At 47.0% G+C, this 20,759-nt stretch carries 16 protein-coding genes; 1 reads left to right on the forward strand and 15 read right to left on the reverse strand.

Annotated features, from left to right (window positions below):
* Positions 1-86: 86 nt before the first annotated feature.
* The 7 genes from IV40_RS04565 to IV40_RS04595 form a co-directional block, all read right to left on the reverse strand.
* Positions 87-1,388, reverse strand: coding sequence for an NCS2 family permease (locus IV40_RS04565; RefSeq protein WP_420843258.1), 1,302 nt, complete (start codon positions 1,386-1,388; stop codon positions 87-89).
* Between the two features lie 429 nt (positions 1,389-1,817).
* A complete protein-coding gene (locus IV40_RS04570) occupies positions 1,818-3,128 on the reverse strand; it encodes an NCS2 family permease (protein ID WP_057769187.1) in 1,311 nt (436 codons plus the stop codon).
* Positions 3,129-3,450: 322 nt separating this feature from the next.
* Positions 3,451-4,737 carry an adenylosuccinate synthase gene (locus IV40_RS04575; RefSeq protein ID WP_057769188.1) on the reverse strand — a complete coding sequence of 429 codons (1,287 nt, stop codon included), beginning with the start codon at positions 4,735-4,737 and terminating at the stop codon, positions 3,451-3,453.
* Between the two features lie 225 nt (positions 4,738-4,962).
* Entirely contained in the window at positions 4,963-6,117 is a 1,155-nt protein-coding gene (locus IV40_RS04580; protein WP_057769189.1) for a hypothetical protein, read from the reverse strand.
* 68 nt (positions 6,118-6,185) lie between these two features.
* Positions 6,186-7,592, reverse strand: coding sequence for a replicative DNA helicase (gene dnaB, locus IV40_RS04585; RefSeq protein WP_057769190.1), 1,407 nt, complete (start codon positions 7,590-7,592; stop codon positions 6,186-6,188).
* 141 nt (positions 7,593-7,733) lie between these two features.
* The gene (gene rplI / locus IV40_RS04590; RefSeq protein WP_057769191.1) at positions 7,734-8,186 is read right to left on the reverse strand and encodes a 50S ribosomal protein L9; all 453 of its coding nucleotides are present in this window, start codon (positions 8,184-8,186) and stop codon (positions 7,734-7,736) included.
* Between the two features lie 25 nt (positions 8,187-8,211).
* Positions 8,212-10,221 (reverse strand): DHH family phosphoesterase, encoded by a 2,010-nt coding sequence (locus IV40_RS04595; protein ID WP_057769192.1) that lies wholly within the window; start codon positions 10,219-10,221, stop codon positions 8,212-8,214.
* A gap of 272 nt (positions 10,222-10,493) precedes the next feature.
* Between IV40_RS04595 and IV40_RS04600 the strand changes: the two genes are divergently transcribed.
* Complete coding sequence (locus tag IV40_RS04600) at positions 10,494-11,264, forward strand: sulfite exporter TauE/SafE family protein (RefSeq protein WP_057769193.1); 771 nt, start codon at positions 10,494-10,496, stop codon at positions 11,262-11,264.
* Positions 11,265-11,365: 101 nt separating this feature from the next.
* Here the strand turns inward: IV40_RS04600 and rpsR are convergent, their stop codons facing one another.
* From rpsR to dnaN, 8 genes are all read right to left on the reverse strand, one after another.
* A complete protein-coding gene (gene rpsR, locus IV40_RS04605; RefSeq protein WP_057769194.1) occupies positions 11,366-11,602 on the reverse strand; it encodes a 30S ribosomal protein S18 in 237 nt (78 codons plus the stop codon).
* A 22-nt stretch (positions 11,603-11,624) separates the two neighbouring features.
* Complete coding sequence (gene ssb / locus IV40_RS04610; RefSeq protein WP_057769195.1) at positions 11,625-12,236, reverse strand: single-stranded DNA-binding protein; 612 nt, start codon at positions 12,234-12,236, stop codon at positions 11,625-11,627.
* 75 nt (positions 12,237-12,311) lie between these two features.
* A complete protein-coding gene (gene rpsF, locus IV40_RS04615) occupies positions 12,312-12,620 on the reverse strand; it encodes a 30S ribosomal protein S6 (RefSeq protein WP_057769196.1) in 309 nt (102 codons plus the stop codon).
* 278 nt (positions 12,621-12,898) lie between these two features.
* A complete protein-coding gene (gene gyrA / locus IV40_RS04620; RefSeq protein ID WP_057769197.1) occupies positions 12,899-15,532 on the reverse strand; it encodes a DNA gyrase subunit A in 2,634 nt (877 codons plus the stop codon).
* Positions 15,533-15,558: 26 nt separating this feature from the next.
* Complete coding sequence (gene gyrB, locus IV40_RS04625; RefSeq protein ID WP_057769198.1) at positions 15,559-17,514, reverse strand: DNA topoisomerase (ATP-hydrolyzing) subunit B; 1,956 nt, start codon at positions 17,512-17,514, stop codon at positions 15,559-15,561.
* 372 nt (positions 17,515-17,886) lie between these two features.
* Positions 17,887-19,002, reverse strand: a complete 1,116-nt coding sequence (gene recF / locus IV40_RS04630) for a DNA replication/repair protein RecF (RefSeq protein ID WP_057769199.1) — start codon at positions 19,000-19,002, stop codon at positions 17,887-17,889.
* Between the two features lie 3 nt (positions 19,003-19,005).
* Positions 19,006-19,221 (reverse strand): S4 domain-containing protein YaaA, encoded by a 216-nt coding sequence (gene yaaA, locus IV40_RS04635; RefSeq protein ID WP_057769200.1) that lies wholly within the window; start codon positions 19,219-19,221, stop codon positions 19,006-19,008.
* 362 nt (positions 19,222-19,583) lie between these two features.
* Positions 19,584-20,723 carry a DNA polymerase III subunit beta gene (gene dnaN, locus IV40_RS04640; protein ID WP_057769201.1) on the reverse strand — a complete coding sequence of 380 codons (1,140 nt, stop codon included), beginning with the start codon at positions 20,721-20,723 and terminating at the stop codon, positions 19,584-19,586.
* Positions 20,724-20,759: the final 36 nt, after the last annotated feature.

A 20,759-nucleotide genomic window follows, 5' to 3' on the forward strand; every position in this document is an offset into this window, starting at 1 on the left:
GCACGGCTTCAAGCAAAGAGGCTCTCTTTGTTTCACGTGAAACTAAACATTTAGTTCGTTAAATGATTCAAAACGTGTCCATCTTTCTAATTGACATTCAAAATCCATAGGAAAATCACAAACACGACGGCGAGGGCGTACATAATCGGCGAAACTTCCTTGCCTCGTTTGGCAGCGAGCATCGTAATCGGATACATGATAAATCCAAAGGCAATCCCATCCGAAATACTATACGTCAGCGGCATTCCGATGACAATCAAAAAGGCGGGAATGGCGACCTCGAGTTTCTGCCAATCGATATTTTGCAACGATTGCGCCATCAAAACACCGACGATAATCAAGGCTGGGGCGGTCACTTGAGTCGTAACGACGCCTAGCAACGGCGAGAAGAACATGCTGAGCAGGAAGCAAACACCAGCCACCACCGCCATCAGACCGGTACGGCCGCCGACTGCAATGCCGGCGGATGATTCAACGTAGACACCGACTGGCGATACGCCTAACAGCGAGCCGCCTAACATAGCGGTCGAATCGGACATCAACGCCTTCCCTACGCGTGGAATCTTATTATCGACCATTAAACCAGCCTGTTCGGCTAGGCCAACCAAAGTACCGGTCGTATCAAAGAAGGTAACCAAGAGGAATGTCAACACAACGGTCCACATCTGAACCGAATTGATGGCACCGATATGGTTCAATGCCACTAAGAAAGTCGGTTTGATGCTGGGCGGTGTACTAATAATTCGGGTCGGCATCGGAATCAAACCGGTGACTAGTCCTAACAAAGCCGTTGCCAGCATCCCGATAAAAATGCCACCAGGTACTTTGCGAATCATTAGGATTGAAATGATGATGATTCCGAAAATAGTCAGCCACGTCGTGCCGACATTGAAGGAACCTAAGCCGACGACCGTTGATTTATTGGCGACAATCAAACCACCGCCATGCAAGCCGATGAAAGTGATGAACAAACCAATCCCAGCGGCAATCGCTCGTTTGAGGTCCTCTGGAATCGCATTGATAATCATTTCACGGAGCTTGAAGACTGTGATCAGCATAAAAATAATCGCAGCTACGAAAACACCAGCTAAGGCTGTTTGCCAGGGAATTTTCATTCCGACGACAACGGAATAAACGAAGAAGGCTTCTGACCCCAGTGTCGGGGCAGTGGCGGCCGGAAACTTCGCATAAAAACCCATTAAAAGGCAACCCAGGGCACTTGCGAGTGCGGTAGCGGTGAAAACTGCTCCGGTACTCATCCCTGCTTTCCCACATACCTGGGGATTAATAAATAAGATGTATGCCATTGAAATAAAAGTCGTAAAACCGGCTAAAAATTCACGTTTTACGGTTGTACCATGTTGCTCAAGCTGAAAATAACTTGCCATTTTGTTTTGCACTATCTTTCTCCCCTTCGTGATATGTTCGTTTTTTAGTAAAAGTGTTGCTTAAAATCATAGCACAAGGTTATAAAATTTTAAATAGGCATACTTTTAAATAACAGTCTTCACAATTGTTCGTTTTTAAAGTGGATATCTTTTTAAAAAGATTCATGTTATACTAGGCTACGTGGTGCCAAACCCACTGGGACGGAGAATTGTCGGTGCAAGTTTACTTGCATTCAGAAGGCGAATCTTGCGTCCTATTTATTTTGCATGCGGACAATATCGCGTCCGGTGCCGCTTTCACAAGCAGCCCATTTTAATTTTCCAAATCCAATTGCTGGTTTGAAGCTCACGATCTCAACGGTCACCCTTTAAAAAAATAATTTTTGCCACTAAAAAAACGCATCTGCTGAGATGCGTTTTTAATTTGGCCTAGCCGACATTCAAAATCCATAAAAAGGCAATGAAAATAAAGAACAAGGCATACATAATCGGTGAAACTTCCTTGCCGCGTTTAGCAGCGATCATCGTGATTGGATACATAATAAAACCAAAGGCAATCCCATCTGAAATACTATACGTTAACGGCATGCCGATAATAATCAGGAAGGCCGGAATGGCAATGGCCAAATCCTTCCAGTTGATATTTTGCATCGATTGAGCCATTAAGACCCCGACAATGATTAAAGCTGGCGCCGTCACTTGAGTCGTGACCACACCCAGCAATGGTGAAAAGAACATCCCTAATAAGAAACAGATTCCCGTCACAACGGCGGTCAAACCGGTGCGGCCGCCGACGGCAATGCCGGCCGATGATTCAACGTAAGCGCCGACTGGCGAGGTCCCCATCACGGACCCGACTAACATGGCGGTCGAATCGGACATTAACGCTTTCCCAACTCGGGGCATCTTATTGTCAACCAAAAAACCGGCCTGTTCAGCGAGCCCGACTAATGTGCCGGCAGTATCGAAGAAAGTGACCAAGAGGAACGTCAGCACAACAATCCAGAGCTGGATTGTATTGATTGATCCGATATGTTTGACACCGACCATGAACGTCGGGGCCAAACTTGGGGCTGTACTAATAATGTGGCTGGGCATCGGAATCAAACCGGTTACCAAGCCTAACAACGCTGTGGCGACCATCCCGATGAAAACACCGCCAGGCACATGCTTGACCATTAAAATGGCTGTGACAATTAAACCGAAAATGGTTAACCACGTCGTGCCAACGTTGAAGGAACCTAAGCCAACGACGGTCGATTTATTGGCAACAATCAAACCGCCGCCATGCAAACCGACAAAAGCGATGAATAAGCCAATCCCAGCGGCAATCGCCCGTTTGAGATCCTGCGGAATGGCATCGATAATCATTTCACGGAGTTTGAAAATGGTGATGACCATAAAAATCAAAGCGGCGACGAAAACGCCGGCTAAAGCAGTCTGCCAAGGGATTTTCATCCCAATGACAACAGAATAGGTGAAGAACGCATTGATTCCCAAAGCTGGGGCAGTTGCGATCGGGTACTTGGCATAGACCCCCATCAGAATACAGCCAAGTGCACTGGCGAGCGCCGTTGCGGTAAAGACGGCCCCGCTGTTCATGCCCGATTCACCTAACACCTGCGGATTGACAAACAAGATATAGGCCATCGAAATAAAAGTGGTAAAGCCGGCAACAATCTCCCGGCGAAAGGTAGTGTGGTACTGGTCAAAGTGGAAATAAGTAGCAATTTTATTCAATTCTGATTTCTCCCTTAATGGCAATGTTCGTAATTCTCATTTGAGATTGCCAAACCAGCCCGCAAAAAGTGGCACACCAATAAAACAAGATAAAGAGGCCAACTTTCAGCGGACGTTCATTTAAATTGTTCGTGTTTCATGTTGTGAAAATAAAAAGTCAGAACAAAACGGTTCTGACTCGTATTTAATTCTTGATTTAAACGTGTTCTGAAGAACTACCAATTCGCTGAACAAACTTTTCCTTAAATACCTCAAACCTGGCATTCATCGTCAAAGTCCTGTTCATCTTCCTTGTCAAACCGTTCTTCAGCACGCTCTTTTTTTATTTATCCCAGACGTTGGCTAAGATATTGGTCTGGTCACGGTCAGGGCCGACGGAGAAGGTCAGCAAATCAACGCCAATCAATTCCTGAATGCGCTGCAGATAGTGCTGGGCATTTTCCGGTAAATCGCTGATGTGACGAGCTTGGGTAATGTCTTCCGTCCAACCTGGTAATTCTTCATAAACGGGTTCGCATTCGGCTAACATTTTCAAGGAAGCTGGGTAATGATTGATCAGCTGGCCTTGATACTTGTAGCCGGTGCAGATTTTAATCGTCTTGAGGCCGGTCAAAACATCCAAACAGTTGAGGGAGAGGTCTGTGACTCCGGCAACTCGCTTGGCATGGTTGACAACGACGGCATCGAACCAGCCGATTCGGCGTGGTCGCCCCGTAACGGTCCCATATTCATGCCCGGCTTCACGGATGAAGTCGCCATTGGCATTCAGCTGTTCGGTCGGGAATGGCCCCGCACCGACACGTGACGTATAGGCCTTAGCAACCCCAACGACACGGTCGATCTTGTCAGCGCCCAAACCGGTCCCAGTGGTTACCCCACCGGCCGGATTGGAAGAAGTGACAAATGGATAGGTCCCTTGATCGAGATCCAGCATAATGCCTTGGGCCCCTTCAAACAACAGGTTTTCACCACGATCGTGTGCTTCATTGAGGAGCACAGAGGTATCGCAGACATAATCCTTGAGCTTTTGACCATAGGCATAATATTCATCAAAAATGTCATCGAATTGCAGTGGTTCAGCTCCGTAAATCTTGGTAAACAATTGGTTCTTCTGTTCCAAATTCTGCTTCAGTTTTTCAGCAAATGTGTCCTTTTCAAGCAGATCACACATGCGAATCCCAACACGAGCGGCTTTGTCCATATATGCTGGACCAATGCCATGATTCGTCGTGCCGATCTTCTGGTCGCCTTTTGCAGCTTCCTGCAAACGGTCTAAAGCAATATGGTAGGGTAAAATTACATGGGCGCGGTCGGAAATCCGCAGATTATCCGCCGTTACCCCTTTTTCAGCTAAGTAGCTCAGTTCACTCACCAGTGACTTCGGATTCACGACCACACCGTTGCCGATCACACTCGTCTTGTCAGGATATAAAATGCCTGATGGTACGAGCTGCAGCTTGTAGACCTGACCATTCGTATGAATCGTATGGCCGGCATTATCGCCGCCTTGGTAACGTGCGATTTTTTGTGCATCCTCACTCAGAAAATCGGTGATCTTCCCTTTGCCTTCATCGCCCCATTGGGTTCCAACTACAATAACTGATGCCATATAGTAGCGCTCCTTTATTTGATTCGATTGGGCGTTTCTCAACACCAAGTTCCAGTGTACCAATCGCCGATGTGAAATTCAATGCAAAATACGAATTATTTTTATTTATTATAAATTTTGTGCTCGTAAACACGAACATTATTTCAACCAATTAAATTGATTCCTTTAAATAGCGAATAAAAAAAGAGTGTGCCCTGAGCGGCACACTCGCTGTTTACTTGCAGTTTAACTCTTTAAACGTTCTTCTAATAAATAGGCATTCATGTAGCCGAAGGAAATCTCGGCGACTTCATTCACAGCAATCTGCTGGTCCGTTTCTTCGAGGTCCTCCGTAATATCATGGAATACAAACTGTTTATCAGTCACATCACTAGGATACCCGACAAAATCGGTACCGACTGCATCGGCCAATCGGACACGAATAACCTGCTGGAAGGCGCTGGCCTGTTGCAGCAAGCTCAAGAACAAATCTGTCGATGTATCGAAGAGCCGTTCGGCGTTCAAAACCGGCTGCACGACCCGATGCTGGGCCTGATTATCATGGAGGTAACTGGTAATCGTCGCCAAATAATCAGAATCGACCGTCAGCAGTTTAATGTTATTCAGCCTGGTCAGCGTATAACCGCCAAACTGGCCGCCCATATCAATCAGATTCAGCAGAACACTATCTTGATTGAGGGTATTGACGTAACCGACAAAGAACGTATCCTCATCGTTACGTGGCGTGATGGCAATCAGCTGCTGCTGAGCCTGCAAGTCCTTCAAAGCTGGATACAGCGCCTCCTGTTCCCGAACGACCGTTGTTTTGTGATGAACCGGCTGTTTTTTCATCAGCTGTGTTTCCAAATACAATTCCAAGCCGTTGAGCTCGATAATTTGGACAGCACTCATGTCAGCCGTTAAAACGCGTTTATCGGAATAATTGAACTTGTCGAAAACATCGAAATCGAACTGGTCGCTACCCATCTTAACGACGGTCCCTTCCAGATACGTTTCGCTGTCTTCCAGCACCAGCATCATCGCACATTGGCTGACCAAAATCTGCCGCAGGACCTGCGGAATCAGCGGCTGCCGTTCTGAAAAGTGCAGCGGCTGGCCTAATTGCTGTGTCGTCAAAAAATGTTCCCGTTGTGCCGTTTGAATCTGAAAATGCATATTATCCAAATCAGCACTGGTGAACTCGATCACATGGATTGCATGAAAGGCCAATAAAACCGAGCCATCCTGGACACCGGCATCATTGTAAGTATCGATCAGCACGGCGTCTGGACCCAGCAGGCGGACGTAGCCCGTATAAAAATCAGTCGTATCAAGTTGATAGACATTGATCAAAAGATGTTCATTTTTAGCGGTTTCTAAATCAGCGATAATTGGATCCATTGTGATGACCTTCCTTCTATAAACGTAAATTAGCCCAATGATACCACTCGCACCGGCCGGCGTAAACTTTATGAAGCCTGCGGATCGGCGTTATAAGCGATTGACGAGAACTTGTTGTAGGACTTCACAAAGAGAAGTTTGACGGTCCCACGCGCCCCGCTACGGTTCTTCTCGATGATGATTTCCATTTCGCCGACATCCTGGTCCTCAGGATCGGGCGGCGGCGTTTGCTGAAAACTGTTGTCATTGTCATCATCGTCGCCAGGTTCATCCCGATAATAATCATCACGGTAGAGGAAGGCCACAATATCGGCATCCTGTTCGATTGATCCGGATTCACGGATATCGGAGAGCACCGGCCGTTTGTCCTGGCGTTGTTCGACACTACGGGATAACTGCGATAGGGCAATGACAGGCACATGCAATTCTTTGGCAAGCATTTTCAGCTGCCGTGAAATCGCAGAAACTTCCTGCTGGCGGTTTTCACCGGTTCCTTCAATCAGCTGCAGGTAATCGACGACGACGAGGCCGAGATTGCCCTTTTCCTTCGCTAAGCGCCGGCATTTGGCCCGAATATCGGCCATTCGGTTGCCAGGCGTATCGTCGATATAGATCGACGTTTTGGCCAGACTCCCAGTGGCAATGTAGAGGTTGTTCCATTCATCTTCGGTCAGCTGGCCGGTCCGCAAATGGTTGGCATCGATACTGCCTTCTGCACACAGCATACGGTTGACCAGTGATTCGGCCCCCATTTCCAAACTGAAAATGGCAATCGTCGTATCGGTTTTCGTTCCAACATTCTGTGCAATGTTCAGGGCAAAGGCCGTTTTCCCCATCCCAGGACGGGCGGCAATGACGATCAATTCATCCGGATGCAGTCCAGCGGTAATCTTATCCAAATCAGGATAACCTGTTGGCAGTCCGGTAATCGCATCCCCTTCAGCAGCTAATTTATCGATTTCCGTTAAGGATTCGTTTAAAACATTATTGATTTCTTTGAAACCAGTGCCGACTCGATTTTCAGAAACATTCATGATGTCACGTTCAGCATCGTCCAGTAAGTCCGTGACGTCTTCATCTTGGTCATAACTCTTGGTGACAATGCCCGTCGCCGTCTGAATCAGCTTCCGTAAAATGGATTTTTCCTGGACGATCTTGGCGTAATAACCGACGTTGGCCGCAGTCGGCACACTGCCGGCCAGTTCGGCCAAATAGCTGACGCCGCCGATGTCATCGAGCTGGTTATTCTTGTCCAGCTGGTCCTTCATCGTCAGGACATCGACTTTTTTATCGGCATCGTTCAAGTCAATCATGGCTTGGAAGATCATTTGATGCGCCTTCCGGTAAAAATCCTCCGGCTGGACGTATTCCATCGCCTCGACTAAGGCTTCATCATCTAAAAAGACCGCCCCTAAAACCGCCTGCTCGGCTTGATTGTCGCGCGGTGGTGTGCGATCGATCAGTTCATTATTCATCCCATCGCTCCTGTTAAAAAATATCTCTTCCCAGTTTACTTTAAAATAACAATTTAAACAATAGGCGGTCTTGGTAAAAAGGTCTGAGACAAACTGCCTCAGACCTTTTTGAGAAGTGCTTATTTAGCGTGTGTAACGGCGTTATTCTTCGACCACATGAACCCGCATCTTGGCATCGATGCCAGGTGCCAGCTTAATCATCACGTTGCGGTAGCCTAATGCACGGATTGGTTCCGGCAAGTCGATCTTGCGCTTGTCAACCTTGATTCCGAACTGCTTCTGCAAAGCTTGGGCAATCTGCTTGCTAGGAATCGACCCGAACAAACGATTGTCAGCGCCGGCCTTCGACTTGATTTCAATAACAGTCTTGTCATCTTCAAGCTTCTGTTTCAGGTCCTGTGCTTCGGCAAGCTGTTCAGCTTCTTTTTTAGCTTCGGCATGCTGCTGGCCCTTCAATTCTTGGACAGCGGCTGGTGTAGCTGCCTTAGCCTTGCCGTTTTTGATCAAAAAGTTCTGAGCATAACCATCAGAAACTTCTTTAATTTGGCCCCGTTTTCCTTTGCCACGGACATCTTCTGTAAAAATAACTTTCATGGTTGTTAACCTCTTTCCAAACCGTTTAGGATTCTTCTGCTTCGACGGCATCGATCGCATCCAGCAATTGGTCCCGGACCGCATCGATCGTCGTATTTTCGATCTGGGTCGCCGCATTGCTCAAATGACCGCCGCCGCCCATTTTCTCCATAATGAGCTGGACATTGACGGTCCCTAGGCTGCGGGCCGACACACCAATCAATTTATCCGACCGGCGGGTAATCACAAATGAAGCCTCGACACCTGACAACGACAGCAATGTATCGGCTGCCTGAGCAGCAATGACAGGATCATAAACTTGGTCTTCTTCACCTGTACATATTGCCATAGTTTCATGGACCATTTCAACCCGTTCAATCAAATGATTCTTTTCGATGTAACTCTGCACATTTTCCTTCAGCAGATGCTGAATCATCAGCCCATCGGCCCCGACCGACCGCAAGTAGCTGGCCGCATCGAACGTCCGAGTCCCCGTCCGTAACGAGAACGACTTGGTATCGACGGTAATCCCAGCCAGCATGGCCGTTGCTTCAATCTTGTCCAAGCCAGGCACATTCTGCGGCTGGTATTCGAACATTTCGGTAATCAATTCGCAGGTCGATGAGGCATACGGTTCGATGTACACCAGCATTGGGTTTTCAGGGAACTCTTCGCCCCGCCGATGATGGTCGATGATGACCGTCCGGTTGGCCAGCCGTTTGTACAGGTCGGGACTCATCGAAATCGATGGTTTCGAATGGTCGACCATGACTAACAGACTGTTATCGGTGGCCTTTTCCAACGCCTCTTCCGGTGTAATGATCTTGGGCGCAATATCGGGATAATGCTGGATTTCTTGCAACAAACGCTGCACATCCGTATGAATATGCGTCTGATCGATGACGACCCAGCATTCTTTGTTGTTCATCTGGGCGATACGGCGAATTCCTAAGGACGCCCCGATGGCATCCATATCAGGCCGGATATGCCCCATAACAAAGACTTGGTCGGTCTGATTGAAGATTTCCTGCAGTGCTTGGGAAATCATCCGGGCCCGCACCCGTGTCCGTTTCTCCATCGGATTGGTCTTGCCGCCGTAGAAACGTGCTTCGCCCTCTTTGGACTTGACGACAACTTGGTCGCCGCCCCGGCCCAAAGCCAGGTCGAGGTTGCTCTGCGAAGTGACCGACAAAGCAGCCAAATCCGTATCGCCATACGCAATCCCGACACTCAGTGTTAAGGGAAAGTTCTGCTTTGACGTTTCTTCACGGATTGTATCCAAAATCTTGAACTTATCGTCCTCAACGGCTTTAAGCGATTTGGCATATGCCATTAAGAAAAAGTGGTCGTCATCGACTCGTTTTAAGAACATTTCGAATTGATTGGCCCACATCGAGAGCTGATTCGTCACATAATTATTCAAATTCGAAATCGACTGGTCATCCATCGTCTGGGTGACTTCATCGTAGTTATCCAGAAAAACCTGGCCAATGGCAATCTGTTCATCCTTGTAACGGTCTTCGATAGCCGCATATTTGGTAATATCGAGCAGGTAAACCACGCCGATGCTCTGCTGAATGATAATTTCAAACTGGTTCTGACCCCAATGAACGACCTTGGTGTCATTGGAGTTTTCATTTTGTTCGACTAACTGTGCTAATTCCGGATCAACTTCCGAAATCTTTTTACCAATTACTTCCTTATTGCCCAAGTATCCCTGCAGATACGGGTTCGTCCATTGAATCTCGCCCTTATCGTTGTACATTAAAATCCCAATCGGCATTTTGACCAATGCTTCCTGCTCGCCCCGTTTAATTCGGTAGGAGAGGTCCGAAACATAGGCACTGGTATTCCGACTGATTGTTTCCAATCCATAGAAAACCGTCCCCAATAAGCCGATGAAGAGGATAAACAGAAGCAGGGACAAAATCGGATTGATAAACAGGGTAAAAATAACCCCAATCAACGCGATTGCGAACAGGATCACAGTAACAATCCTTAATCGCCGGTCCTCCAAAAACGAGGGCAATTTGATGCGCTTCAGTAAATTTTTCATACATGACTCCTTTTAACAAATGCTCCCCAGCATCCGTCAATACGCGACAGTGGTCATTTCCCAATGATCACGACGTCTCTTAGGATCAACGTCCCAATCGCATTCTTTGCTATACTTTTTCATAATCCTAGTCATACTAATTTTATCATAAATGAAATCAATATGTTGCGCGCATTCGAACCGCTTTCTTGGCAAAACGCCCGTCCGGATGGGCCAAAAATGCTAAAATAATCTTTGTCAAACAAATTATTTTATAGAAAGAAGCTGAGTCGATGTCGCTCAGTTTAATGATTCTGATTTTATTTGCGGCCGGTCTAGCCGGCGGACTGCTTAGTTCGGTGGCTGGATTAGCCTCGCTCGTTTCTTATCCCGTTCTGCTGGCGTTAGGACTGCCGCCGGTCAGTGCCAACACGACCAATACAGCATCCTTAATTTTCACTGGAATCGGCTCCAGTTTGTCATCGGTCAAAGATCTGTGCACCAATCGCAAGTTGACTTGGCATATTGCCGCCATCACCCTCTTTGGAGGTCTGATCGGCAGCATCATTCTCGGTTTCGCACCAGCCACCACCTTTGCACATATTGTGCCCTTCCTCATTTTCAGTGCTGGCTGTCTGATGCTGTGGTCGGAATTCAGACCGGCCAAACCACACGCTGCCCAGCAGTCGCAGCGCAAGTTCGTGCTGTTTCTGAAACAATTTGCGATTTTCCTGGTCGGGGTCTACATCGGCTACTTCGGCGCTTCAGCCGGAATCATCATGGTGGCGTTACTCACGGTCACGATCGACCGGCCGTACACTGTCTGCAATTCAATCAAGAATTTTGCCTCTTTTGCAACCAATGTTTTGTCATTGATTGTTTATGCACTGACGACCAAAGTGTATTGGTGGATGGTCGTGCCAATGGGGGCCGGCATGTTCATCGGCGGCTACGTCGGTCCTGTCATTGTACGGCATGTACCAACACGACCACTGCGAGTCATCGTGTCAATCGGTGCATTCGGTTTGGCTGGGTATTTGTTTTACACCACGTATTTTAAATAAATATTTATCCACTTGTGGACAAAAAAAGTCTGAAACCAAATTGATTTCAGACTTTTTTGACTTACAGAGCAGCTAGCTGCCCCTTCTTTTTTACGCTCTTATTAGCCTTCGTCACTAACGAATGGTAATAAGCCCATAATCCGTGAACGCTTGATTGCTACGGTCAAACGACGTTGGTTCTTGGCACTTGTACCAGTCACACGACGTGGTAAAATCTTGCCACGTTCTGAGATGAAGCGACGTAATAAGTCGGTATCTTTATAATCGATGTATTCGATATGATTTGCGGCGATGTAGTCAACCTTACGGCGACGACGGCCTCGACGTTGTCCTGCCATGTTCTATCCCTCCAATAATTGTTTAGAATGGTAAATCGTCATCAGAAATATCAATCTGCTGACCACTGTCTGCGAACGGATCGGCCGAATGATCATCGGCTGATGAGCTTGCAGAATTTTGAGGGGCCGCTTGACCAGAATTTTGCTGGCTGGCAAATGGATCTTGCGATGCATTTGACTGATTGCCACCATAATTATTCCCGTTGCCGTTATTACTATTGTTGTTATAACGGTTATTGTTGTAATTATTGTTGTTCTGACCATAGCTTTGATTATTGGATTGACCTTCGGAACGCTGGCGTTGTTCGGACTGCGAACGAGATTCCAGCAAGCTGAAGTTATCCACGACAACTTCAGTCACGTAAACTCGATTGCCTTCTTTGTTTTCATAGTTCCGTGTCTGGATATGACCGTCAATTCCGACTAATGAACCTTTATGAGTAAAGTTCGCAAAATTTTCGGCCGCTTTACGCCAGATCACGCACGTAATGAAATCAGCATCGCGTTCACCCTTGGAATTGGTATACTGCCGATTTACCGCTAAAGTAAATGTTGCAACTGCCGCACCGCCTTGGGTATAACGTAACTCTGGATCACGAGTTAAACGTCCCACTAGAACAGCTCTATTAATCAATAGACACACCCCTCTCTGAAAATAAAGGCTTCGTAGAGATTCTACAAAACCCATTGAGTGTATTAAAAAGTAAAATTAATCTTCACGTTTAACGATCATATGACGTAAAACTGAGTCATCGATCTTGGATAAACGGTCGAATTCTTTGACGGCTTCTTTGGCCTTGTCGTCAACAACCACGTTTGTGATATGGTATAAACCTTCACGATAATGGTTGATTTCGTATGCAAGACGACGTTTTTGCCAATCTTTCGAATCGATCAATGTTGCACCGTTATCCGTTAAAATTTTGTCATAACGTTCAACTAAAGCGGTCTTGCTTGCTTCATCGATGTTTGGTGCGATGATGTAAGTAATTTCATACCGAGCTTGCTTTTCTGCCATGACTATTCACCTCCTTATGGACTTTAAGGTTCTCACACAGTGTGAGAACAAGGAAGTATCTCGTAACAAACAAGGTCAAAAGCGGCCTTGTTTACCCAGGGGATTTCGTTTTCCAAACTTATCCACAGATACTCACAGAATAAAAGAATAACATAATCCGAGCCATTTTTCAACTTCCTTCGTCATTAGAATTAAAAAAGACATTCACACGTGATCCAGATAACTTAAGCGGTTATCTATAGATTACGCACGAATGCCTTTTTTATATTTAAACTTTTTTATTCGGCTGAATCAGGATCGTCCGGATCATCTTCATTGGTAATCTGATCATCGCTTTGCGCCCGATCGACTAATTTCTGCACTTGGTCGGCCTTATCCTGGTCGGTCAGATTAGCAGCAGCCTCAGAGGTCGTTTCCAGCTCGTCAGCGTCACCTTCATGTGCCGTTGTATCATCAGACGCCACATCCTCTTCAGGGAGGACACGAGCCATGCTGACCACGATTGCGTTGTCGTCCAAACGAATCAGACGCACCCCAAGTGTGGACCGGCCTGTCTGCGAAACATCGCTACTGCTGAAACGAATCATAACACCGGTATTGGTCATCACCAAAATGTCTTCGCTGCCGTTGACCGTCGTCAAGCCGGCTAATGGGCCATTCTTTTCAGTAATATTGGTAGTCTTGATTCCTTTACCACCGCGACCTTTGATTGGATAGTCGGCGACTGGCGTCCGTTTGCCGTAGCCTTTTTCAGAAATAACAAAGACATCGGCATTCGGATGCAGAATATCGGAGCCAACGACATAATCGTTGTCACGCAGCCGGATTCCACGAACACCGGTTGCGGAACGACCCATTTGCCGAACGTCTGCTTCCTTGAAGGAAACGGCGTAGCCAAGATGCGTCCCGATGATGATATTTTGAGTACCATCCGTCAATAAGACGTTGGTCAATTCATCGTCATCCTTGAGCATCAAAGCCCGCAGTCCGTTCTTGCGGATATTGGCAAATTCACTGACCGCCGTCCGTTTAACCGTCCCGTTCTTCGTCACAAAGAAGAGATCGTTCTTGTCATTTTCCTTCGTATCATCGCTGACACTGATAACCGTCTGAATCTTCTCGTCGGAGTTGATTCCCAGCAGGTTGATGACCGGAATGCCCTTTGCCGTACGGCTGTATTCAGGGATTTCGTAACCCTTCATCCGGTAAATCTTGCCCGTATTGGTGAAGAACAAGAGGACGTGGTGCGTCGTCGTCGAAATCAATTGTTCGGTGAAATCGTCGTCATGGACGCCCATGCCTTGAATCCCACGACCACCCCGATTTTGCGACTTGAAGTCACGAGCCGGCTGCCGTTTGATGTAGCCATTATGCGTCAAGGTGATGACGACATCCTCTTCTTCGATCAAATCTTCATCTTCGAGGCTGAGGACTTCGCCGACCATCAATTCGGTCTTGCGCTTATCGCCATATTTACGCTGAATCTCAAGCAATTCTTCATAGATGATTTGATGAATCCGTTCTGGTTTGGCCAGAATGTCTTTGTAATCGGCAATCGCATCCATCAAATTCTTATATTCATTTTCAACCTTGTCCCGTTCCAAGCCGGTCAAACGAACTAAACGCATGTCCAAGATAGCTTGGGCCTGTTTGTCATCTAATTCGTATTGATCAATCAAGAGGGCCTTGGCAATATCGCCGGTCTTTGAATTACGGATGATGCTGATGATATCGTCGATATGGTCAAGCGCAACTCGCAACCCTTCCAGGATGTGTGCTCGTGCTTCGGCCTTCTTCAAGTCATACTGTGTCCGCCGCCGAATGACTTCTTCCTGATGCTGCAGGTAATATTGCAAAATTTCCTTCAAGCTCAGGAGTTTCGGTGCATTGTTGACAATGGCCACCATGTTGAATGAGAAGTTGGTCTGCATCGCTGTCTGTTTGAACAAGTTGTTCAAAACAACGGAGGCACTCATGTCACGGCGGACATCGATCACAATCCGCATCCCTTCACGGTCGGATTCATCGTTTAAATCGGTGATGCCGTCCAAACGCTTTTCACGGACTAAATCAGCGATTCGTTCGACTAACTTGGCCTTGTTGACCATGTATGGCAATTCGGTGACGATAATCCGTTCCCGGCCGTTCTTCTTGGTCTCCACTTCAGTCTTAGCACGTAATGTAATCGTGCCCTTCCCAGTTTCATACGCCCGCCGGATTCCGGATTTGCCCATGACGATCCCGCCAGTCGGAAAATCAGGTCCAGGCAGAACTTCCATCAAATCGGCAGTCGTCGCATCTGGATTTTTCATCAGCATGTGCAAAGCGTTGATAACTTCCGCCATATTATGCGGCGGAATGTTGGTCGTCATCCCAACAGCAATCCCAGTCGCCCCATTGACGAGCAAATTGGGAAAACGTGATGGTAAAACGACTGGTTCACGTTCGGTGCCATCATAGTTCGGCTGATAATCAATTGTGTCCTTGTTGATATCACGGAGCATTTCAGTGGCGATTTTGCTCATCCGTGCTTCGGTGTACCGCATCGCAGCAGCACTATCGCCATCGACAGAACCAAAGTTCCCATGCCCATCGATCAAAAGGTAACGATAACTAAAGGGTTGTGCCATCCGGACCATCGCTTCGTAAATCGGTGAATCGCCATGCGGATGATATTTCCCCATGACGTCCCCAACGATACGAGCCGACTTCTTGTACGGCTTGTCCGGTGTGACACCTAATTCGTTCATCCCGTAAAGAATACGCCGCTGAACGGGTTTCAAGCCGTCCCGTACGTCTGGCAACGCACGTGCGACGATAACGCTCATCGCATATTCCAGGAATGATGTCCGCATCGTCCGTGAAAGGTCGACGGGTTTAATGCGGCTGTTTTGTGGGCCATCTTCTGCCATATTCCTTATTCCTCCCTTGTGATCAATTAAGCATCAATGTTCCGTTGATCGACATATTGTGCATTATCTTGAATAAATTCACGTCGTGGTTCGACTTTATCGCCCATCAGCATTGTCAAAGCGGCGTCAGCGTCAGCAGCATCGCCCACATGGACTTGCTCCAAACGCCGGGTTTCAGGGTCCATAGTTGTTTCCCACAACTGGCTGGCATCCATTTCACCTAACCCTTTATAACGCTGAATCACTGGTTTTGGTGACGGCGGTAATTGTCCGACTAAATCTTTTAATTCTTCATCTGAATCCAGATAGCGAATCATCTTGCCCTGCCGTACTTGATACAGCGGCGGCATGGCGATGTAGACGTAGCCAGCTTCGACCACTGGCCGCATGTAACGGTACAGCAGTGTCAGCAGCAAGGTCCGAATATGGGCTCCATCGACATCGGCATCGGTCATGATGATGACTTTGTGGTAACGGGCTTTGGAAATGTCAAATTGATCCCCAAAACCAGTCCCCATGGCTGTGAATAACGTCCGAATTTCTTCGTTCGCTAAAATCCGATCCATGCTGGCTTTTTCCACATTCAAAATCTTCCCACGAATCGGGAGGATTGCCTGTGTCAAACGTGAACGGCCCTGCTTGGCAGAACCGCCGGCTGAATCCCCTTCGACGATGAATAATTCTGAAATTTCAGGGTCTTTCGATGAATTATCGGCTAACTTACCTGGCAGATTGCTGATTTCGAGGCCATTCTTCTTGCGAGTCACTTCACGAGCACGCCGAGCAGCAATCCGGGCTTTGGAAGCCAATGCACCTTTATCCACAATCAATTTGGCTTGCTGTGGATGTTCCATCAAGAATTTGGTGAAATGTTCTGAGAAGGCACGATCGGTGACCGTCCGGGCATCCGAATTGCCCAGTTTGGTCTTCGTCTGACCTTCAAACTGCGGATCTGGATGCTTGATGCTAACAACAGCCGTCAAACCTTCACGGACATCTTCCCCAGAGAACTTGTCGTCCCCCTTCAAAGCACCGCTCTTATGGGCGTAATCGTTGATAACCCGGGTCAATCCAGCTTTAAAGCCGGCTTCATGGGTCCCGCCTTCATAGGTGTGGATATTATTGGCAAAGGTCAATAAGTTGGAATGATAATCATTCGTGTATTGCAAGGCGACTTCAACGGTAATCCCGTTTTGTTTGCCTTCGACATAAATCGGTTCATCGAGCAGCGTTTCTTTGCCTTCGACCAGGAATTCGACGTAGCTCTTGATGCCGCCTTCGTAATGGAAGACCAGCCGTTCAGCCGTATCAGAACGCTTATCCTTGAAAGTCAGCTTCAAACCTTTATTCAAGAAAGCCAATTCTCGAATCCGAGTAGTTAAGACTTTGTCATCGAATACCGTTGTTTCGGTAAAAATATCCGGATCCGGCTTAAAATGCACTTTCGTCCCATGCAGACCGTCTTTCGCATCGCCGATGACCTTCATGTGCGTCTTGACCTTGCCACGCTCGAAATCCATGTAATACAGTTTGCCGTCACGTGCAACCGTGACATCCAAATTGGTGGATAAAGCGTTAACGACACTGGCACCGACCCCATGGAGCCCGCCAGAAACCTTATATCCGCCGCCGCCGAATTTCCCGCCGGCATGCAAAACGGTAAAGACGGTTTCCAAGGCTGGTTTGCCCGTCTTTTCTTGAATATCGATTGGAATCCCACGACCGTCATCCCGAACGGTGACACTGTTGTCGGGTTCGACATCGACTTCGATCTTATCGGCGAAACCGGCTAAGGCTTCATCGATCCCATTATCGATAATTTCCCAAACTAAATGGTGGAGTCCTTGTGAACTCGTTGAACCGATGTACATCCCAGGCCGTTTCCGAACCGCTTCAAGGCCAGATAATACTTGGATCTGACTAGCATCGTAGTTTTTGGCGAGCTCAGCCAAATGTTCATTTCGTTCTTCTTTATCCGTCATGAAAGATTTCCCTCATTTCTGTATAGAGCGTGAGAATAGGCGTTCTGGCGATTGCGGCTTAGTCGGACTTGGACGTGAATGATTTGTTTTTTAAACATTCACGGAAAAGTTCACTAAACAAGACCGCCAGCCTATTCGAACGCGTTTACGATAGAGCGTGAGAAAACACGAATTGCTTCTGGCGGCTTAACGAGCTTTTCGACGTCGTGATTTTAGAATCACTAGGAGAAAACCGTTAAACGCAAGGAAACAGTGTTTTCGAACGCGTTTACGATCAAGCATACATCAAAATGCCAACTTACGCACACTTTGATAGATTACGCAGTTCAAATCATTTTCTTTTAAACAATCCACAGCTTATCCACAAGGTTGTCAATCCGTTGTGATTTGTCCAGCTTCGATGTGGAAAATACGTGGATTCTGAATAATATCTTGTGCGACGCCATCCAGACTCGTGGTCGTCAAAAACGTCTGCACTTTATGCTGAATCGTTTTCAGCAGATGTGTTTGCCGGGCATCATCGAGTTCGGACAGAACGTCGTCGAGCAGCAGGACTGGATATTCGCCGGTCAGCTCCTTCATTAGGTCGATCTCGGCGAGTTTGACGCTGAGGGCAACCGTTCGCTGCTGGCCCTGTGACCCAAAGTTCTGCACATTTTTATCGTTGATCAGAAAAACGACATCATCCCGTTGCGGACCGACCAAGGTTGTTCCTTGTTCAATCTCACGCTGGCGGTGTTTTTCAAACAGCTCCTGCAAGGCCGCCTGAGCCGCTTTAACGTCCGTCAAAGCTTCAGTCGGCACCTGACTCTTGTAAGCAAACGTCAGGGTTTCCTGATCGAGGGTAATCGTCTTGTGGATTTCTTGGGCCCAATGTTCCATCCGCTGCAAAAATTCCTGCCGTGCCACGACCACTTGTGCCCCGTATTCAATCAGTTGTTCCGTGATTACGTTGAGGTACAGCTGGTCGCTGGCCTTTTTCTGCTGCAGCATCTTCAAATAATGATTCCGCTGCTTGAGAATAGCCTGATAGTTCGTCAAAGCATACAAATACTTGGGGCTCATTTGACCAAACTCCATATCGATGAACCGCCGCCTGAGCATCGGCGCCCCTTTGACAATTGCCAAATCTTCCGGTGCAAACAAAATCACATTGAACTTGCCAATGTACTGGGAGAGCTTGGCTTGATCAAGCCGGTTGACTTTCGCCCGTTTGCCCTGATGGCTCAAAATCAATTCAAGCGGCAAACTGCCGGTCTCCTTGACGACTGTGCCATCAATTTTGGCAAACTGAGTGCCCCAGCGAATCAATTCTTTGTTGTTGCTGGTCCGATGACTCTTAGTCATGGCCAGCACATAGATTGATTCGAGCAGGTTGGTCTTGCCCTGAGCATTCGCACCTAAAAAAACATTGATATCCGGCGAGAAAGTCGTATCAACGTTTTCGTAGTTACGGTAGTTTTTCAATTTTAGTTTATCCAGATACATGTGCTAATCCTGAACGGTGATTTGCATGTCTGGCACCGTTACTGCATCGCCAGCCACTAGCTTGCGGCCTCGCCGTGTCTCAGCAGTCCCGTTAACAAGTACGGTGTTTTCCTGCAAATACCACTTGGCTTGGCCACCCGTTCCGATCACACCAACATCTTTGAGCATCTGCCCCAGTGTGATGTGATCCGAAGTCAATTTGACAATCTGTTTTTCCATTTGATCACCTTCAATCACCCAATAAAAAAGTGATATTGACCGATATCACCCCGGGAAGAATCGTTTTTCTTCTTATATATAGTATACCTTTTTGACACCCGAAAAACAAATCTATTTCGGGCTGTTTTTCCGTCTGCTCGTTTTTAACCAGTCTGACCCATATTTGCCTTTTTTCGAGAAAATCGCTGAAATACGGTTTAAACGAATCTGACGGGCAAAATCATTTTTAAGAAGGGGTATGCCAAAAAGTGACTTTTGAAATTGTAGCGAACACAATTTAATCTTCCACAAGTTATCCACCCAAAAAAGAGGTTATCCACCGTTAAATGTGGATAACCTCAGGGCTGAGCGTGCTTTTTTTATTAGTAAGTCCGAACAGGTGTGATTAACTGGATAAAGTCTTCATGATCTTCAGATGGCATCAAAGTGAAGGGCCGTAATGCCGAAGTGAAGGCGATATCGATTGTTGCTTGACCGAAAGAACGCAGAGCATCTTTCATATAATCCGGATTGAAGGAAATTTCGAGTTCTTCGCCGGATAATTCTTCGAAATGCAGACTTTCTTCGACGTTCCCGACATCTGGCGAATTGCCATAAATCGTGGCCGTTGAATCAGCTGGGGACAACGTCAGTTTAACAACGTTATTGCGGCTTTCATGCGACAGCAAGGAAGCACGTTCGATGGCGGCTAATAGAACTGGCGCATCGAATTGAATCTGAGTCGTCGATGAAGTCGGAATCAACCGTTCTGTATCTGGGTAGTTGCCTTCCAGTAAACGGGAATAGAACGAAGTATGATCTACGATGAACATCACTTGATTTTCAGCAATGCGCATTTCAACGGTATCGACCCCATCCGTCAGTGTCCGTGACAATTCAGTCAAACTCTTGCCAGGGATGATGATGTCGTAATGAACATCGGTCGGAATATCGAGATGAATCTTACGCTGAGATAAACGATGGCTATCAGTCGCAACGGCAAGTAATTCACTGTTTTGGATAACCATGTGGACCCCAGTCAAAATCGGCCGGCTTTCCTGATTGGAAACAGCAATAACGGTCTGGCTAATCAACTGCTTCAGCACATCGGCCGATAACATCAGTTTGTTGGTGTCTTCGATTTCAGGCAGACGGGGATAATTGTTGGCATCCAAGCCGTTGATCGTAAATTCAGAACTGCCGGATGTGATCTTGGTCAAGAAATTATCTTCCACTTCGACTGTCATCGTTTCTTCCGGTAAACGTTTGACGATTTCACTGAAGAAACGAGCCGGCAATACAATCGAACCGGTTGAATCGATTTGCAGTTCGATTTTATCGTCTTCAACAGATAAGAAGGATTCAATCGAGATATCGGCATCGCTCCCGATTAAAGTCAATCCTTCCTGAGTCAGTTCCATTTTTAACCCCGTCAGAATCGGAATGGTGGTTTTTGAAGAAATTGCTCGTTGCACATCGGTTAAGTTATGGATGAATGCTGCACGTTTAATTGTAAATTTCATAGTGAGCCTCCTAGACTTTTCTCATGATTTTTGGAT

This window comes from Lactobacillus selangorensis (assembly GCF_001437205.1).
In the GTDB taxonomy this organism is placed as follows: Bacteria; Bacillota; Bacilli; order Lactobacillales; family Lactobacillaceae; genus Paralactobacillus; species Paralactobacillus selangorensis.

What these genes read in the sequence shown, in the direction of transcription:
- recF (WP_057769199.1), bottom strand. Translation starts at nt 19,002, where the DNA reads ATGTATCTGGATAAACTAAAATTGAAAAACTACCGTAACTACGAAAAC.
- IV40_RS04580 (WP_057769189.1), bottom strand. Translation starts at nt 6,117, where the DNA reads ATGGATCCAATTATCGCTGATTTAGAAACCGCTAAAAATGAACATCTT.
- IV40_RS04565 (WP_420843258.1), bottom strand. Translation starts at nt 1,388, where the DNA reads ATGGCAAGTTATTTTCAGCTTGAGCAACATGGTACAACCGTAAAACGT.
- dnaB (WP_057769190.1), bottom strand. Translation starts at nt 7,592, where the DNA reads ATGAATAATGAACTGATCGATCGCACACCACCGCGCGACAATCAAGCC.
- gyrA (WP_057769197.1), bottom strand. Translation starts at nt 15,532, where the DNA reads ATGGCAGAAGATGGCCCACAAAACAGCCGCATTAAACCCGTCGACCTT.
- dnaN (WP_057769201.1), bottom strand. Translation starts at nt 20,723, where the DNA reads ATGAAATTTACAATTAAACGTGCAGCATTCATCCATAACTTAACCGAT.
- rpsR (WP_057769194.1), bottom strand. Translation starts at nt 11,602, where the DNA reads ATGGCAGGACAACGTCGAGGCCGTCGTCGCCGTAAGGTTGACTACATC.
- IV40_RS04600 (WP_057769193.1), top strand. Translation starts at nt 10,494, where the DNA reads ATGTCGCTCAGTTTAATGATTCTGATTTTATTTGCGGCCGGTCTAGCC.
- rpsF (WP_057769196.1), bottom strand. Translation starts at nt 12,620, where the DNA reads ATGGCAGAAAAGCAAGCTCGGTATGAAATTACTTACATCATCGCACCA.
- IV40_RS04575 (WP_057769188.1), bottom strand. Translation starts at nt 4,737, where the DNA reads ATGGCATCAGTTATTGTAGTTGGAACCCAATGGGGCGATGAAGGCAAA.
- rplI (WP_057769191.1), bottom strand. Translation starts at nt 8,186, where the DNA reads ATGAAAGTTATTTTTACAGAAGATGTCCGTGGCAAAGGAAAACGGGGC.
- yaaA (WP_057769200.1), bottom strand. Translation starts at nt 19,221, where the DNA reads ATGGAAAAACAGATTGTCAAATTGACTTCGGATCACATCACACTGGGG.
- IV40_RS04595 (WP_057769192.1), bottom strand. Translation starts at nt 10,221, where the DNA reads ATGAAAAATTTACTGAAGCGCATCAAATTGCCCTCGTTTTTGGAGGAC.
- gyrB (WP_057769198.1), bottom strand. Translation starts at nt 17,514, where the DNA reads ATGACGGATAAAGAAGAACGAAATGAACATTTGGCTGAGCTCGCCAAA.